Genomic DNA, 16,657 nt, shown 5'->3' with positions numbered 1-16,657 from the left:
GCTTGCCGTTAAGCTGACCGAGCGTGACAAGTAGCGGCAAATTTGCCTGAACCTTCATATAACTTGCGGCAAAGCCGGGACAAGGACGCGGCAGGCATGGACAAAGCCCGCCGGACACGGCACAACGGAGCCGCACGATTTCGACAAGGCAGAGCGAGGACACATCAGCAATGGCAGGCAAGGAAGACATGGTCGTGGTACGCAAAGAGGGCCTGTATTGCGTGCCCGGCGATTTCTACATTGATCCCTGGCGACCGGTGGCGCGCGCGGTGATTACGCATGCCCACGCCGACCACGCGCGCGTAGGGCATGGCCACTATCTGGCAGCAGCGCCGGGGGCCGGCATCCTGCGTGCGCGGCTGGGCGCAGAGATCAACCTGCAGCCCCTGCCCTATGGCGAAACCATCACCCACAATGGCGTGCGCCTGTCTTTGCACCCGGCCGGCCACGTGCTGGGCTCGGCGCAACTGCGTATGGAACATGAAGGCCGCATCTGGGTAGCCTCCGGCGATTACAAGCTGGAAGCGGATGGCACCTGCGCCCCCTTCGAGCCGGTACGCTGCGACGCCTTCATTACCGAGTCCACATTCGGCATGCCGATCTACCGCTGGCAACCACAGCGGGAAATTTTCGAGGAAATCAACCAATGGTGGCGCAGCAATGCCGCCGAAGGGCGTGCCAGCGTCTTGTTCTGCTATTCCTTCGGCAAGGCGCAGCGCATCCTGCACGGCATCGATGCCAGCATTGGCCCCATCGTGTGCCATGGCGCGGTAGAGCCGCTCAATCGCCTCTACCGCGAGGCCGGGATCGCCCTGCCGGAGACACTGACGGTCGGCGAAGCGGAAGCCGGCAAGCGCGGCAAGGCGGCCGCCTACGCGGGCAGTCTGGTGATTGCCCCGCCATCGGCGGCCGGGTCGCCCTGGATACGCCGCTTCGGCGACTACAGCGATGCCTTCGCCAGCGGCTGGATGCGCCTGCGCGGCACGCGCCACCGGCGTGGCGTGGATCGCGGGTTCATCCTCTCCGACCATGCGGACTGGCCAGCCCTGCACGAAGCCATCCACGCCACCGGTGCTGAACGCGTCATCGTCACCCACGGCCAAGTCGCCACCATGGTGCGCTGGCTGCGTCAGAACGGACTGGATGCCGGGGCCTTCGCGACTGAATACGGAGATGAAGAAACTAACGAGAACCCCAGCCCCGCCGCCCCCGTGACGGCGCAGGAAGGCGGCCATGCGTGAATTTTCACGGCTGTATGCCGAACTGGACGCCACCACCTCCACCATCCGCAAGCTGGCGGCCCTGCAGGATTACTTCGGCCGCGCCGATGCCGCCGATGCGGCCTGGGCGGTGTATTTCCTGGCAGGCGGCAAGCCGCGCCAGGCCGTCCCGACGGGCTTGCTCAAGCAATGTGCCATGGAATACGCGCAGATCGATGAATGGCTGTTCGAGGAGTGCTATCACAGCGTCGGCGACCTGGCCGAGACCATCGCCCACGTCCTGCCGCCGCCGAAGGGGTCGAGCGACCTGGGGCTGGGGCGCTGGATGGAAGAGCGCATCGCGCCCTTGCGCGGGGCCGATCCTGCCGTGATCCGCACCGCCTTGTTTGCCGCCTGGGATGAACTGGACTGGCAGGGACGCTTCCTGCTGGCCAAACTGATCGGCGGCGGTTTCCGGGTGGGCGTGTCGCGGCTGCTGGTCACGCGTGCACTGGCCAGCGTCGCACAACTCGATCCCAAGCTGGTGGCGCAACGCATGGTTGGTTGGACAGATGGCCGCGCCCGTCCGGACGCCCGCCGTTTCGCCGCGCTCATCGCGCCGGCGGACGGCCAGGATGCACAGTTGCAGGGCGGCCAGCCCTATCCATTCTTCCTGGCGCATCCCCTGTTGGAAACACCGGACACCCTGGGTCCGCTCTCGGACTGGCAAGTCGAATGGAAATACGACGGCATCCGTGCCCAGCTGGTGCGACGTCAGGGAAGCAACTGGCTGTGGTCGCGCGGTGAAGAATTGATCACGGATCGCTTCCCCGAACTGGCCGCATTGGCCCTCCCGGACGGCACAGTGATCGATGGCGAGATCGTGATCCGCCTGCCCGATTCCGGCCCCCAGGCCGATCGTGTGGCCCCCTTCGCCGATCTGCAGAAACGCATCGGCCGCAAGAACCTCACCGCCCGCCTGCTGGCGGACTTGCCGGCGGGTCTGATTGCCTACGACCTGCTGGAGCAGGATGGGCAAGACCTGCGCAGCCTGCCCCAGCACGAACGCCGCAGCCGGCTGGAAACGCTGGTGCAGGGCCATGCAAGCCCGGCGCTGATGCTGGCACCGCAAATCGCCTCGGGCGACTGGGAGTCACTGGCGCGATTGCGCAGCACCTCGCGCGAACGCGGCGTGGAAGGCATGATGCTCAAGCAACGGGAAGCCCGCTACGGCATTGGCCGCACGCGCAATGTCGGCACCTGGTGGAAGTGGAAGGTCGATCCCTATTCCATCGATGCCGTGCTGATCTACGCCCAGGCCGGCCATGGCCGACGCGCCTCGCTCTACACCGATTACACCTTCGCGGTCTGGGATACCCCGGATGACCAGGGCGAACGCAAGCTCGTACCTTTCGCCAAGGCGTATTCGGGCCTCACCGATGCCGAAATTGCCGTGGTGGACCAGGCCATCCGCAAGACGACCATCGAGAAATTCGGCCCCGTCCGCAGCGTCAAGCCGAGCATGGTGTTCGAGATCGGCTTCGAGGGAATTGCGCTGTCCTCGCGCCACAAGGCAGGCATCGCCGTGCGCTTCCCGCGCATCCTGCGCCAGCGCCTGGACAAGACCATCGAGCAGGCCGATACCCTGGCCAGCCTGCGGGCGCTGCTGGGGCCGTCGGCCAGCCTGCCGCCTGAAGAAAAACAGAAAGAACTGCATCGTGCCACGCAAGACGACTAACTCCCGTGCGCCCGCACTGAAACGCGCAGAACAATGGTTCAGCCAGCGCGGCTGGGAAGTCTTCGATTTCCAGCGCGCCGTCTGGCAGGCCGCTGCCAGTGGCCAAAGCGGCTTGCTGCATTCCGGCACGGGGTCCGGCAAGACCTATGCCGTCTGGTTCGGAGCCCTGCTCCATGCCGAGCCGAGGCTCGGCATGCCTGACCTGCCCGCCAACGCGCCTGGCTTGCGGGTCTTGTGGATTACACCGATGCGCGCCCTGGCGGCCGACACCCTGCGCGCCCTGCAAGCGCCGCTGGCCGATCTGCTGCCGCACTGGCAGGCGGGCATGCGGACCGGCGATACCGCCTCCGGCGAACGTGCGCGCCAGATGAAATCCCTGCCGCAGGCGCTGGTGACCACCCCTGAAAGCCTGTCCCTGCTGCTTTCGCAAGCCGATGCCCGGCAGCGCTTTGCCAGGCTCGATGCCGTCATCGTCGATGAATGGCATGAGCTGATGGGCAACAAGCGCGGCGTGCAGGTGCAATTGGCGCTGGCGCGACTGCGCCGCTGGCGGCCCGGAATGGTGGTCTGGGGGCTGTCGGCGACGCTGGGCAATCTTGAGCAATCACTGCAAGCCCTGCTGGGTCCGGCAGCTGCCGAACAAGGCGTACTGGTACGCGGCGAACAGCGCAAGCGCATCGTCATCGACACCCTTCTGCCGCCGCAACCGGCACGCTTCGCCTGGGCCGGCCACCTGGGCATGCAGATGCTGCCGGCCGTGGTGCAGGAGATTGAGGCCAGTGGCAGTACACTGGTCTTCACCAATACCCGGTCCCAGGCTGAACTTTGGTACCAGAATTTGTTGGACGCCCGGCCTGACTGGGCTGGCATCATCGCCTTGCACCATGGCTCGCTGGACCGCGAAGTGCGGGACTGGGTCGAACACGGCCTGCGCGATGGCCGGCTCAAGGCCGTGGTCTGCACCTCCAGCCTGGACCTGGGCGTGGATTTCACGCCGGTAGAGCGGGTATTGCAGATCGGCAGTCCGCGTGGCGTGGCCCGCTTGCTGCAACGTGCCGGACGTTCCGGCCACTCCCCGGGTCGCAGTTCGCGCGCCACGCTGGTGCCGACCAACAGCCTGGAACTAGTGGAAGCCATCGCGGCCCAGGATGCGATCGCAGCGGGTCGTGTGGAGCAGCGTCCGGTACCGGAAACGCCACTGGACGTGCTGGTGCAGCATCTGGTCACCATCGCGCTGGGCGGCGGCTTCCAGGCCGATGCGCTGCTGGACGAAGTACGGCAAGCCTGGTCTTATCGCGATCTGCGCGAGGACCAGTGGCAGTGGGCGCTGGATTTCGTGGTGCGCGGGGGCCAGAGCCTGACCGCCTATCCCGAATACCACCGGGTGCGCCAGGGCGAGGATGGCGTCTACCGTGTGGATGTGCCCGCCATCGCGCGCCGGCATCGCATGAACATCGGCACCATCGTGGCCGATGCCAGCCTGCATGTGCAGTACATGAAGGGCGGACGCATCGGCACCATCGAAGAAGGTTTCATCGCGCGCCTGCGTCCGGGTGACCGTTTTCTCTTCGGGGGGCGGGTGCTGGAATTTGTCCGGGTGCATGAGATGACGGCCTGGGTCCGCCGCAGCACCGCCGGCAGTGGCGCGGTCCCTCGCTGGCAAGGCGGGCGCATGCCCTTGTCCTCGACGCTGGCGCATGCTGTCCTGGATCGTTTGCAGCAAGCCGAGCAACAGCACTTCGAAGGCCCCGAGATGCAGGCCGTGCAGCCGCTGCTGGCCTTGCAGCATGCCTGGTCGGCGCTGCCAACGGGGCAGCGGCTGGTGGTGGAAGCCCTCAAAAGCCGCGAGGGGCATCACCTGTTCTTCTATCCCTTTGCCGGGCGTCTGGTCCACATGGGGCTGGCCTCGCTGCTGGCCTGGCGACTGGCCAGCACGCGCGCCGCCACCTTCTCCATTGCCGTGAACGACTATGGTTTCGAATTGCTGGCGGCGGACCAGGTGGAGATGGCCCGTCTGGCCCCGCAACAGGCGCAGGACCTTTTCAGCGAAGAGCATTTGCTGGAGGACGTACTCGCCAGCCTGAACGCGACGGAATTGTCGCAACGGCGCTTCCGCGAGATCGCCCGCATTGCCGGACTGGTCAGCCAGGGCTATCCGGGCCAGCACAAGAGCGCGCGCCAGTTGCAGGCGTCGTCGGCGCTGTTCTTCGAGGTCTTCCGCAAGCATGATGCCGGCAATCTTCTGCTCACCCAGGCCCAGCGCGAGGTACTGGAACAGGAGCTGGAACTGGAGCGCCTGCGCAGCACCCTCGCCGAGCTGCGGGCGCGCACCATGACGCTGGTACAACTGGAGCGCCCTACCCCGTTTGCGCTGCCGCTGATGGTGGAACGCTTCCGCGAGAAACTCTCGACCGAGAAACTGGCGGACCGTGTCGCACGCATGCTGCGCGAGCTGGAAGGTGCCGCTGACAAGACCGCTTCTCGTGAACAACCCCAGCCCGCCGCACGGCGCAAGGCCAAGCCCAAGACAGCCGCATGATGCACTACCCCAGCTTCGACGCCGATGGCGCAATTCTGACCATGTTGCCGGAACGCGCCCTGCTGTGGCGCGAGCGCGGCATGCTGATCCTGGCCGATGTGCATTTCGGCAAGGCGGCGGCGTTTCGGGCGGGCGGCATTCCCGTCCCGCACGGCACGACCCGCGCCAACCTGGAGGCCATTGATGCGCTGGTTCAGCAGCATGCGGTGCGTCACATCGTGTTCCTTGGGGATTTCCTGCATGCTCGCGCGGGCCGTGCTGCAGGAACGCTCGCGGCGCTGGCGCAATGGCGTGGCCGCAACGCGGGGCTGACGCTCACGCTGGTGCGCGGCAATCACGACCATCATGCGGGGGATCCGCCTGAAGCACTGGGCATGGAGCTGGTCGATGAACCCTGGCGGGTCGGCCCGCTGGCCTTTTGCCATCATCCGCAGACGGTCGACGGTGCCTTTGCCATTGTCGGCCATGTGCATCCGGTGTATCGCCTGTCCTCGGCGGGCGACAGCTTGCGGCTGCCCTGCTTTGTCGTGGATGAGCGCTGGGCGATGCTTCCGGCCTTTGGCGCGTTCACGGGCGGCTATCGTGTCGATGCCTTGCCGGGGCAGCGCATCTATCTGGCGGCGGAGGATTGTGTCTTGCCGCTGCCGGGCTGAACCCCCATGCAATATGGGGGTATCATCGGCGCGCTGATATTCATAAGAGGAGACCAAGAAAATGACATCCAAACACCGCCTGCTGGCCCTTTCAATTGCACTCGGTCTGGGCGTGCTGGCCAACGCGCCGGCACAGGCCGATGCACTGGCCGACATCCAGAAGGCCGGCGTGGTTCGTATCGGCGTACCGCAGGACTTTGCGCCTTTCGGTTCAGTCAATACGGACCTGCAATTGCAGGGGCTGGACATTGATGTGGCCAAGCTGATCGCCCAGAAAATGGGCCTCAAGGTGCAACTGGTCCCGGTGGCCAGCGCCAACCGCATCGCCTATCTGCAGACGCACAAGGCCGACCTGGTGATCTCCACCCTGGGCAAGAATGCCGAGCGTGAGAAGGTGATCGATTTTTCCCAGCCCTATGCGCCCTACAACAACAGCGTGTTCGGTGTGGCCAGTGTGGCGGTGAGCGGCCCTGCGGACCTGGCCGGCAAGACCGTGGGCGTGGCACGCGGTACCTTCCAGGATTTGCAACTGACCGACACGGCGCCCAAGAGCGCCACCATCAAACGCTACGAGGACAACAACGCCATGATCTCGGCCTATGTCTCGGGCCAGGTACAGCTGGTGGGCACGGGTGACTTCGTGGCCTACGCCCTGGCGGAGAAGGCACCCAACAACAAGCCGGTGCTCAAGTACATCATCCAGGAATCGGCCTGCAACGTCGGCTTGAACAAGGGCGAGACGGCCTTGTTGGGCAAGGTCAACGAGGTGCTGACGGCGGCCAAGAAGAGCGGCGAACTCAATGCCATTGTTCAGAAATGGCTCAACGTGCCGCTGCCGGCGAAGATGGCCAGCACGTTCCAGTAAAGAGCAAACCTGGTTGAAGCTTCATGTCGCCATGCTGCGGCATGAAGCTTTATTTTTCTTGCCCATATTTCAGTCATGAATTAACGAACTTTTTCGATGGAGGGTGAAGGCCCGGATTGGCAAAATGCACGGCACAAAAATGAGCGGGCTTATTGCTGAGCGCCGCTGCCATGCAGCAGTCGATACGGGGGTAGCACGGGGACAACTTGATGCCAGCGTGGTGTTGAAGACCAACACACGTTCATTCGCAGTACAGCGCGAATGGCGGACCATCAAGATGAGGCTATCCCGTGACGCAAGATGCAGCACCGCCCGGCAGGCAGCACAGCGCGCCTGTTGCAGCACGCTTACTTTCCACACTCCTTTCTGGTTTCCCCTCTACGCTGTTCGGGCCCGGCCTGTTGCAGCACGCGCGCCTGATCACGCTGGCCAGCGCACAGGACGCTGGATTTCCCGAATCCCTGGTCGTGGGGCGCTTCCACGGCCATAAGATTTTGATTTTCTCAATACTACTATCAGCACTTCCTGTTTCAGGTAAGGCTAACGCCGCGAATTTCGAATCGCGCAGTTCGTTCAGCAGCGGGAAGAATTTGTTTTCCTTCAAACAGGGAAAGCGGACGGTTAGATTTGATCTCGACATCCATGTCAATGGTTGGTCCATCAACTGCACAAGAACTCGGGCCGTCGTCTGGGGCGTCGATCTTGGCCTAAGTCAATCAGGTGTACCGTCAGTAAGCAAGGTTTACATCATTAACCTTGATAGCAGGAAAATCATTAATCACTACACAATCACACGTGGTCCATTTAGTGCCGCATTCAGCGCGGATCATAGAACGGTGATAGTAGATGACTATGTGATAGACCAAAATTCAGGAAAAGTGCTGAGCATGACGGATAACGTAAAGATAGCCACGGAAGCTTGTCCATCATTCCCCGGAAAGCATTCGGAACAAAAGTAATTGATTAGTAATTCAGAAGCAGGTCAGCTCCGCAACACCACGTACGCAATTCTCATCGCCCTTGCTGCTCATCAGGCCAATGCAAGCGCAGCCATGGCTTCGCCATTGACATCAATTTGGAGAAAAAATAACACTCCGCAATACCGCGCAAGCGATCCTGATCACCCTTGCTGTCACCCAGGCAAACGGGTCAGGACGTTTAGACAGTCACTGATGAGGCAACCAGCGGTATCGCACATATTTGAGCCATGGCACATCGATGCCAACAGCAAAGATAAAGACGTACCACTACCTCATATGCAAATCACACAGAACAAGAAAACACACGCGCATCATTTCCACATCACCATCTTGGAAGAAAAGATTTTATGATCAGCAAATTTCCTCTTGTGCTGTTTCATACCTTGTTGATCCTTTGCACTGCAGCTTCGGCCAACCCGCACAGTACAGATTTTCCACCTCTTGACGTTTATGGAGAGATAAAACATAACGCGTGTCTCCCCGAACAAAAGCAGTCCATGTTGAAGAGACTACCGGAGGACGCCCGTGGCTTAGTTGATGCCCTTTTATGTGTAAAGAAAACAGAAGCCAGCAAAACCTATTTGCTGAGGCATATGCGCAAATTCATTAAAAGAACAGGACTAGACGAAAATTATATTGAGCGCACCAAAGTGATCAAAGCCGACCCCGAGCTTGCAGAAGAACTACTGAGCGCAGGCGAAGCATGGAATGTAGATTTGGAGGTCACTGCTGACAGAATCCAGCTCAACTTCATGCCAAATGAAGTTTGTCATTCCAGTCGGAATTTAATTCGGCTCAAAGGAAAATGGTGGATCGCCGAAACCGATGATGCTTGCGATTAGTTTCTCGCTCAGCCATCTCAGGCCCGGCAGACATCACTGACAGACAAATTGACGCAATGGTTTTTGTCAACCAAGCATGTTTGCAAGGCCGCACTCTCAGCTTTGCTCAAGGAAAATGGCTTCTCTACAAAATTGGCGAAGCATGCGATTACCTCTCCCTATTTCTCTCAATGTTTTTCTTATTTCCAGATCCGATCAGCGCCTCGAACATTGAACTTCGCAATTCGTTCCGCGGCGGAGCAAATGGATTCGCATTCGAAGCAGGAAAACGTACAGTTTCAATTCCGCTCGGTATCCGAGTGAGCGACTGGGCCGTCAACTGCTCAAGAACCCGTGCCATTGCATGGGGACAAGATCTAAGTAAAGCACGGATAGGTGCCCCGCCCGTTAATAAGATTTACGTCATCGATCTAAAAAAGAGAAAGCCGATCAATCATTTCACGAGAACGAGGGGCCCCTACGAAGCGGCCTTCAGCAGGAATCACAGAACAGCGATAGTGGATCACGATATCGTGGATCTGACGACAGGAAAGGTGGTCGACGTGATTTACGACATGAATCTTGATTTGGAAACTTGTCCCGCATTTCCCGGAAAGCAGTCAGGCTAACAATTACCGACTACTGCTGCCCTCATGATGTCGAGGCGCAAAAGGCTCAAGCTCAGAAATTTACGAATCATGAAAATACCAGGCACGATACTTTCTTTCCTTGGCGGGGCCACTGCCGCAAGTTTGCTGATCTGCGTCTACCTTGTCTGGAAGCCAGCTACCGTAAAAATCCATCGCCTGGCCGCACCGCTGCAGCTCGGCACGAAGGAGGCTTCCAATGGAATTTTACCGGTTGGCACAACGCTCTATTACGACACCTCGTTCCCTGAAGGATTTTCCCGCTATAAAATTTACGTCAACATCGACCGCATGCCGCTGCCGCTGGAGAACCTGCCGGATCCGACCATGATCGCCCCGTTAGAAGCAGCTCCTTTCCGTCAGGAAGCCCTGCTGAAACTTCTCAGGAATCATCCCCTTACCAGAAAGGATCTCGATACGATTCTCAGCACTGGCTATCTATCCAAGGACGAAATCAAAGAAGTACTCAGTGAATTCGTGGCGTCAAGATGAAACGACGAGCTGCTTGATCACCTGATGAAAGCCGGTGAAGCCTGGCAAGTCACCACAACCGTCACCGATGAGCAAATTGAGGTGATGTTCTTTGCCGACGAAGCCTGCGTGGAAAGCCGCAGCCTCCGACTCGACCAGGGAAAATGGCTGCTCTACGGGCTTGGCGCAGGATGCGATTAAGCATCGCGACAGCGCCGCCGACCCCGTCAGCGCTGCGTCCAATCATCAGAACTTGCTCGACACCCCCAACCCCCACTTGCGTTCCGCATCCCCGCTATCCGGCAGCAAGCCGTTCGAATAATCCAGGCTCAGGCCCACGTTCTGGTTAAAGTTGTAAGTCAGCACCGACTTCCAGTAATGAATGCTGCGATTGCCCTGCAAAGCCTTCAACCCGGTGTAGGTCGTGGTGAAATCAAACGGCAAGGCCGGATTGGTCGAAGACAGCGTGAACCCCGCCTGCGCCCCCAGTCGGATGAAATCTCGGTGCTGGTCGTAGACATCCGGATCCCCCCGGTTGATGTAGATACCGTTACGGCTCTGGCCGATCAGAATGGGCTTGAACGCCAGCCCGTTGTTCCAGCGCAGGAAATCGTTGAGCACGCCCGGGCGAACCGGCGTGAGCGTGAAGTTGACCGTCAGCAGGCGGCTGCCGTCGGTATTGTTGACCAGGTAGTCGGGACGCGCCGTCAGATCCTCCGTATTGGCCGTATCCGCATGCGCGAAGTGAAAGGCGGACAGCATCCCGATCTGGCTGGTGCGCGTCGTGGTGATCTCGGGATTGCCCGTGTCATAGGTGGTCACCCGGTTCTGCTTGAAGCCCACATAAGGCACCGCCTCATAGGTGCTGCCCGGCTCGCCCATGGCCCGCTTGTCCAGCGAATACCCGGCAAACACCACAACATCATTGGTACGCGATTGCGCCACATCGTCATTGGCCAGCGACACCCTGGCCCGGTCGACCGAGGCAAAAGCCGCCTTGTTGCGATGATCGATGGAAAGCTGGTCAGGATTGCCGCGAATGCGTACATGGTCCATCCAGCCCGCCTGCTGAGCCTCCTGAGCCTGCGCCGTGGCTGGCGCGGCGGGTGCGGCCGCTGGCGTCGATGCAGGAGCCGGTGCCACGCCCATGCGCAAGGCGGCATCTGCATGGGCCAGCCGCGGAGTGGCATCGGCCGTCGTGCAGCGCAAGGCCACGCGGCTGTTGTCGCGGAAGAAGGCGATGACATCGCTGCGGCCACTAGGCTGGAAACGGGCATCCTTGCCATCCAGCAGCGATTGCACATCGGCCGCCATGTGGTCGACGTTGCAGCTGTCGCCCTGGCAGGCCTGTCCCCCTGACTTTTCCGTGGCGCGCTTTTGCAGCAGCCAGGCGACCAGCGCGCGCGGCGAGTTCAGCGGCGCTGGCTCCTTGCCGACCGACAGATAGGCGGTACTCACGGGATAGGTACGGATCAGCGTGGCAGCCAGCTGGTCCTTGTCCAGCGTTTGCTCGGTGTTGCAGAAACCTGCGGAATCAGCGGCATGGGCCGGGTTCAGACTGATGGGAGCGGCCAGCAGGATGGCGGCGACAGGGAGAGGGAATCGTCGTTGCATCGGATCGAAGGGAGTCAAAACAGAAAAAGCGGGAGGAGTGTGATGCGGACTTCTGGTCCGGCAAAAACAGCAAGGGCCGGGAAGACCGGCCCAAGTCAATGCGAATTCAGCCCTGCGCCAGCGGCAGCCCGGGCAGTGGACGCAATTCCAACTGACCCAGCAGATACGGCTGGATCATCAGTTTGTAGCTGTCCAGGTCAAAACCCTTGAGACTGGCGGCCGGACGGCTGGCCAGTTGGCGGTTGTCCCGGTCCAGCGAGCCCAGATAACGCCAATGATCGATGACATGCACCTGCTGCCAGCCATCACCCTGCTCTACCAGGGCCATCGGGCCAGCATAAGGCCAAGGCAGGATGCGCAGGTCTTCCAGCGCCTGCATCAGGCGCTGCTGATGCTGTTCATGCGTTTCTTCACCGGTGCAGGCACCGCGGCAGCGGCGGATCTGGCGGCCGAAGCAGGCCATGCCGACACCATCGGCCTGCTCCAGACCGGTGGCAATGGAGCACAGGCCATGGCGCTCGACCATCTTTTGCAGCGCTTCCTGTGCAGCACGCTCGCTGGTATAGATGCCAAACAGATTCTCGGCACGGCTGAATTCACGTTCCTCGACCTGGGCCACCTGCGGCTGGCCGGCAGCGTTCAGGCGCAAGGTGAACAGTCCACGCTTGGTGCGCTGCTTCTTGTTGTGCGACGGACGCAGATCGCGCAGCAGGCTGCTTTCCAGCAGGGCAGCGCCCAGCTCACCGGCGGTGCAACGACATTCGATGCGGCGGGTCTGGCCGATCAGGAATTGTTCTTCATGATTGTGCAAATGGGCCAGCACGCGGCTGCGCAGGTTCACGCTGCGGCCCACGTACAAAGCCTGATCGTTCACACCACGCAAAATGTAGACGCCGCAGGCTGCGGGCAAGGCTTCAATGCTGGCGCGGTCGATATGCAGCGGATAGCTGAACGTGGCAGCGCGATGGGCCGCCGGCTGCGGTGCATTGAAGGTGGCGCGGGGCAAGCCCGCGTGGCGCAGGCCGCGCTGTCCTTCCTGTTCCAGCAGGCGGTCCACCAGTGCCGCCGGCAACTTGCGCGGCTGGGCAACGTGCAGCGCGGCGGGAGCCTGCGGCATCAGGGCCGGCATCACGGCTTGCAAGGGGCGGGTAAACAGCTGGGTCAGCGAAGTGCGGTGGCTGATGGTATTCATGGCGCTGGCCAAATCCTTCTTGTTGTTCATGTCACGGCGGGGCGTGCTCTGTCAGGTTGCAAACGGACCGGCTAGCCGCGTCCATCAAGTTAAAGTGGATTATGAAGTTTGCCCTTGTCATCCACAGTCGGCAGGAAGATGAACCGCGTGTAGGACATCACCTCCTTGTTGAGCTTGCCGGTCGGCTCAGGCCGGATCGAAGGCATTCAGCATGGCGCGCGTCAGGCGCTGCGGAGGCTTGTTGAAATCGGCCCAAGGGTCGCTGTGGGACAGGCTTTCCAGCCTTTTCTGCATGGTGGAGACCCGAAAATGGTCGGCCTGCACGCCCTGCTCCAGCTCTTCCCAGGTGATCGGCACCGACACCGGCGCGCCGTCGCGGGCGCGCACCGAATACGCCACAACCGTAGTGGCACCGGGCGCATTGCGCAGGTAGTCAATGAAGATCTTGCCGGTGCGGGCGGCCTTGCTCATGCGGGCAATGAAACGATCCGGCAGCAGGCGCGCCAGATGCGCCGCCAGGCGGTGTGCCCAGTCCTTGATGACGTCCCAGTCGTGTTCCGGACGAATTGGCACCATGACATGCAGGCCCTTGCCGCCGGAAGTCTTCAAAAAACAGCTCAGGCCAAGCTCCTCCAGCAGCCCCCGTACCAGTTGCGCACCCTCCACCACCGTGGCCCAGGGCACATCAGGTGCCGGATCGAGGTCGAACACCACCCGGTCCGGCTTGTCCAGCGCCCGCCCGGTGGCCCCCCAGGCGTGCAGCTCCAGGACGCCCATCTGGACGGTGGCGACCAGTCCGGCGACGTCGTTGACCATCATGTAGCGGGCCGTACCTTCGCCTTCCGGCACTTCTATGGTCTCGATGGCGTCCGGCATGCCCTGGCCAGTGTGTTTCTGGAAGAAGCACTTCCCGGCATGGCCATCCGGGCAGCGCACCAGGGATAGCGGGCGCTGCTTGAGTTCGGGCAGGATCCAGGGCGCAACGCTCTGGTAGTAGCGCGCCAGTTCCAGCTTGGTCAGGCCGGTATCGGGGAACAGGATCTTGCCGGGATGCGTCAGTTTGACGCCCTCCACCATCACGGGCCTGGACAGGTCCTGGGCGCTGCGGCGGACGGGTGCTTTCGGCTTCGCTTCCGCGTTTTCGGGATGGACCTCATCAGAGGCGCTTCCCGGCGTTTCCCTGACGATCTCCTCCGGTGCCTTGTCCTCGCGCAGCGCTACGAAGCTGCCGTGACGCAGGATGCCGGACTTGGTCCACTGGGCGAATTTCACCTCTGCCACCAGTTCCGGCTTCAGCCAGTGCACGCCACGCCGCTGCTGCCCGGTCGGCGGATTGACGAAGGCAGGCTGGTCCTGTTCGCGCTGGTGGAACTGCTTGAGCATGCTGCCCAGCAAGCGTTCGTCGAAGCCCGTGCCCACGCGGCCGGCATATTGCAGTTGCCCTTGTTCGTCATGCACACCCACCAGGATGGCCCCGAAGCCGCTGCGCTGTCCGGCCGGCTCCGTATAACCCGCGATGACGAACTCCTGCCGATGTTCGCACTTGACCTTGATCCAGTTGCGGTCGCGCCGCCCGCTATAGGGCGCATCGGCCCGCTTGACCACGATACCTTCCATCCCGTGCTGGCACGCGTGGCGAAATACTTCATCTGCGTGGCCAGCGATATGCTCGCTGTAGAGCAGCAAGCCCTGTTCATCGCCACCCGGAATCACCTCGCGCAACAGCTCCTTGCGCTGGTGCAGCGGGAGTTCGCGCACGTCATGGCCATTCAGGTACAGCAGGTCGAAGGCGTACAGGGCCAGGCGGATGCCGTTGGCCTGCTGGCGGTCGCCGCGCACCAGATTTTGCAGGGCCTCGAAACTGACACGGCCGTCGGCATCCAGTGCCACCACCTCGCCGTCGATCCAGGCCTGATCCACCGGCAGCTTGGCCAGCGCCTCCACCAGGATGGGCCAGCGATGGCTCCAGTCCAGTCCTTCCCGGGTATGGATGGCAGCCCGGCCGTTCTCGATGCGGCACAGGCCGCGATAACCGTCGAACTTCAGTTCGGAAAGCCATTCCTCGCCCTGGGGTGCGCTGTCGGCGAGCGTGGCCAACTGCGCTTCCATGCGTTCGGACATGTCGCTGGTGGATTGCGCGGGCGAAGGCGCGATGGCCTTGCCAGCAGGGGGCGTATCCCCCTGGTCCTTCACGCTTTCCGGGCGCAGGTCGGTGATGGCGGCGGCTGCGCCGGTGCGGGCGGCGTCATCTTCTTCCTTGATGAGCAGCCAATTCTCCTTGCCGTCCTCGGCAGGCTTGCCCATGCGCACCAGAGCCCAGCGGCCCTGCAGTTTCTCACCCGTGAGCAGGAAGCTGAGATGGCCTTTCCTGAGCCCGGCCTGCGGATCGCCATGCGGTTGCCATTGGCCGCGATCCCACAGCACCACGTGGCCGGCACCGTACTGGTGGGCCGGGATATCGCCTTCAAACGTGCCGTAATCAAAAGGATGGTCTTCGACCCTCACGGCGAGCCGCTTGTCATGCGGGTCCAGGCTCGGCCCTTTGGGAACGGCCCAGCTCTTGAGTACGCCATCGAGCTCGAGCCGGAAGTCGTAATGCAGCCGACGTGCATGATGGCGCTGGATGAAGAACTGCAAGCCCTCCGGTGAGGCCTGCTTGCCCTGCCGCCGGGCAGCCTGAGCGTGGCCGGACGGCTCGGGCGTGACGCTGAAATCACGCTTGGCATGGTAACGATCCAGTGCGGAAGAAGACCGGCTCATGCCTGCGCCCTCCTGGCGTTGGCGCGCGCAGGCATGCTGCGCGCCGTACTCTTGCTGGCGGCGGCCTTGCTACGGGGCGATGCCTTGCTGCGGGCCGCCGTTCGGGACTCGCTCTTGGCCGAGCTGCGGCGTTTGGCAGCAGGCTTGCGGTCGGCCATCTTGTGGACCTTGGCAGTGCTCTCGTCTGCCTTGTCTTTCGGGGCTGGCTTGGATTTGCCTCGTCCCTCCAGACTGCTCTTGAGCAAGGCCATCAGGTCCACCACCTTCGCGCCCGACGTGGCTGGCGCAGCGGCCTCATCGGGTTCGGCCACCGCATGCGTCTGGCGGCTCTTGATCTTCTTCTTGATGAGCGCCAGCACGTCATCACGATAGGTATCGTGGAACTGGCCGGGCTCCCAATCGGAAGACATGTGATCCACCAGCGCCCGCGCCATCTCGACTTCCTGCTTGGACACGGCGGATTTCTTCGATTTGCGTGACGGCACCGGCAAGTCATCCGGTGCCCGCAATTCGCTGGGATAGCGCAAGGTGATCAGTTGCAGCATGTCGCCTTGGGGAATCAGGGCGGCCAGATGCTGCCGGGTACGGATGACAATCTGGGCAATGGCCATCTTGTCGCTGGCCAGCAGGGTTTCGCGCAGCAAGGCGTAGGCCTTGTCGCCGCCCTTGGCCGGGGCCAGGAAATACGGCTGCTCATAGTAGAGGATGGGGACTTGCTCACGCTCCACGAAGCTCTGGATGTCGATGCTCTGGGTCGCCTCCACATTGGCCTGGCGCAAATCTTCATCGGACATGAGGACGAACTTGCCCTCCTCGTACTGGTAGCCCTTGATGATGTTTTCCCAGGGGACTTCGCGCCCGGATTTCTTGTTGTAGCGCTTGTAGCCCACCGGAGACAGGTCGCGCTTGTCGAGCAGGGTGAAATCCAGCTCATCGTGTTTTTCGGCGGTATAGAGTTCGACCGGGATATTGATCAGCCCGAAGCTGATGGCTCCCTTCCACAGTGCGCGTCGCATCGCTTCCTCCGCAAGTTCGCTGATGCGCCGATTATCAAATCGCCCCGTCCGCCGCGCAGTCGGACTGCCGATGAAGCCCGCGTAGGAATGTGCCGCTCCCGCCCGCCATGGCGCGCCTTGCGGCCTCCCGCCCGGTCTTCTCCTACATGGATTTACCGCACA

15 protein-coding genes are annotated in these 16,657 nt (G+C 61.8%); 11 read left to right on the top strand and 4 right to left on the bottom strand.

All coding sequences use genetic code 11. The features are described from left to right. Positions 1 to 170 precede the first annotated feature (170 nt). From J2X56_RS02175 to J2X56_RS02125, 11 genes are all read left to right on the top strand, one after another. Entirely contained in the window at positions 171 to 1,241 is a 1,071-nt protein-coding gene (locus J2X56_RS02175) for a ligase-associated DNA damage response exonuclease (protein WP_310157914.1), read from the top strand. Then, positions 1,234 to 2,937, top strand: coding sequence for an ATP-dependent DNA ligase (locus J2X56_RS02170; RefSeq protein WP_310157911.1), 1,704 nt, complete (start codon positions 1,234 to 1,236; stop codon positions 2,935 to 2,937). The genes J2X56_RS02175 and J2X56_RS02170 overlap by 8 nt, the downstream gene beginning before the upstream one ends. Beyond that, the gene (locus J2X56_RS02165; RefSeq protein ID WP_310157907.1) at positions 2,918 to 5,476 is read left to right on the top strand and encodes a ligase-associated DNA damage response DEXH box helicase; all 2,559 of its coding nucleotides are present in this window, start codon (positions 2,918 to 2,920) and stop codon (positions 5,474 to 5,476) included. The genes J2X56_RS02170 and J2X56_RS02165 overlap by 20 nt, the downstream gene beginning before the upstream one ends. After that, positions 5,473 to 6,129 carry a ligase-associated DNA damage response endonuclease PdeM gene (gene pdeM, locus J2X56_RS02160; RefSeq protein WP_121040163.1) on the top strand — a complete coding sequence of 219 codons (657 nt, stop codon included), beginning with the start codon at positions 5,473 to 5,475 and terminating at the stop codon, positions 6,127 to 6,129. The genes J2X56_RS02165 and pdeM overlap by 4 nt, the downstream gene beginning before the upstream one ends. A gap of 61 nt (positions 6,130 to 6,190) precedes the next feature. Beyond that, a complete protein-coding gene (locus J2X56_RS02155; RefSeq protein WP_134136275.1) occupies positions 6,191 to 6,994 on the top strand; it encodes a transporter substrate-binding domain-containing protein in 804 nt (267 codons plus the stop codon). 290 nt (positions 6,995 to 7,284) lie between these two features. Continuing rightward, positions 7,285 to 7,953 carry a hypothetical protein gene (locus tag J2X56_RS02150; RefSeq protein WP_121040159.1) on the top strand — a complete coding sequence of 223 codons (669 nt, stop codon included), beginning with the start codon at positions 7,285 to 7,287 and terminating at the stop codon, positions 7,951 to 7,953. Beyond that, positions 7,954 to 8,325 carry a hypothetical protein gene (locus tag J2X56_RS02145; RefSeq protein ID WP_199725027.1) on the top strand — a complete coding sequence of 124 codons (372 nt, stop codon included), beginning with the start codon at positions 7,954 to 7,956 and terminating at the stop codon, positions 8,323 to 8,325. Beyond that, positions 8,322 to 8,816: a hypothetical protein gene (locus J2X56_RS02140; protein WP_121040157.1), complete on the top strand. Its 495-nt coding sequence runs from the start codon at positions 8,322 to 8,324 to the stop codon at positions 8,814 to 8,816. Before J2X56_RS02145 ends, J2X56_RS02140 begins: the two co-directional genes overlap by 4 nt. Next, positions 8,807 to 9,424, top strand: a complete 618-nt coding sequence (locus tag J2X56_RS02135) for a YncE family protein (protein ID WP_134040174.1) — start codon at positions 8,807 to 8,809, stop codon at positions 9,422 to 9,424. The genes J2X56_RS02140 and J2X56_RS02135 overlap by 10 nt, the downstream gene beginning before the upstream one ends. 69 nt (positions 9,425 to 9,493) lie before the next feature. Next, entirely contained in the window at positions 9,494 to 9,934 is a 441-nt protein-coding gene (locus J2X56_RS02130) for a hypothetical protein (RefSeq protein WP_310157890.1), read from the top strand. A 24-nt stretch (positions 9,935 to 9,958) separates the two neighbouring features. Further along, positions 9,959 to 10,114 (top strand): hypothetical protein, encoded by a 156-nt coding sequence (locus J2X56_RS02125; protein WP_158601247.1) that lies wholly within the window; start codon positions 9,959 to 9,961, stop codon positions 10,112 to 10,114. A 45-nt stretch (positions 10,115 to 10,159) separates the two neighbouring features. Here J2X56_RS02125 and J2X56_RS02120 read toward each other — a convergent pair whose 3' ends face one another. From J2X56_RS02120 to J2X56_RS02105, 4 genes are all read right to left on the bottom strand, one after another. Beyond that, on the bottom strand, positions 10,160 to 11,527 hold the full coding sequence (locus J2X56_RS02120; protein WP_310157883.1) for a hypothetical protein: 1,368 nt from the start codon (positions 11,525 to 11,527) through the stop codon (positions 10,160 to 10,162). 106 nt (positions 11,528 to 11,633) lie between these two features. Continuing rightward, positions 11,634 to 12,719 carry a nucleotide excision repair endonuclease gene (locus J2X56_RS02115; protein WP_310157881.1) on the bottom strand — a complete coding sequence of 362 codons (1,086 nt, stop codon included), beginning with the start codon at positions 12,717 to 12,719 and terminating at the stop codon, positions 11,634 to 11,636. Positions 12,720 to 12,905: 186 nt separating this feature from the next. Further along, the gene (gene ligD, locus J2X56_RS02110; protein ID WP_209568996.1) at positions 12,906 to 15,479 is read right to left on the bottom strand and encodes a DNA ligase D; all 2,574 of its coding nucleotides are present in this window, start codon (positions 15,477 to 15,479) and stop codon (positions 12,906 to 12,908) included. Next, the gene (locus tag J2X56_RS02105) at positions 15,476 to 16,495 is read right to left on the bottom strand and encodes a Ku protein (RefSeq protein ID WP_310157875.1); all 1,020 of its coding nucleotides are present in this window, start codon (positions 16,493 to 16,495) and stop codon (positions 15,476 to 15,478) included. The genes ligD and J2X56_RS02105 overlap by 4 nt, the downstream gene beginning before the upstream one ends. Positions 16,496 to 16,657 lie beyond the last annotated feature (162 nt).

The organism is Herbaspirillum sp. 1173, assembly GCF_031455335.1.
Taxonomy (GTDB): domain Bacteria; phylum Pseudomonadota; class Gammaproteobacteria; order Burkholderiales; family Burkholderiaceae_D; genus Herbaspirillum; species Herbaspirillum huttiense.
The sequence above is the reverse complement of the archived record's forward strand: the minus strand, read 5'-3'. Positions and strand labels throughout refer to the sequence as shown.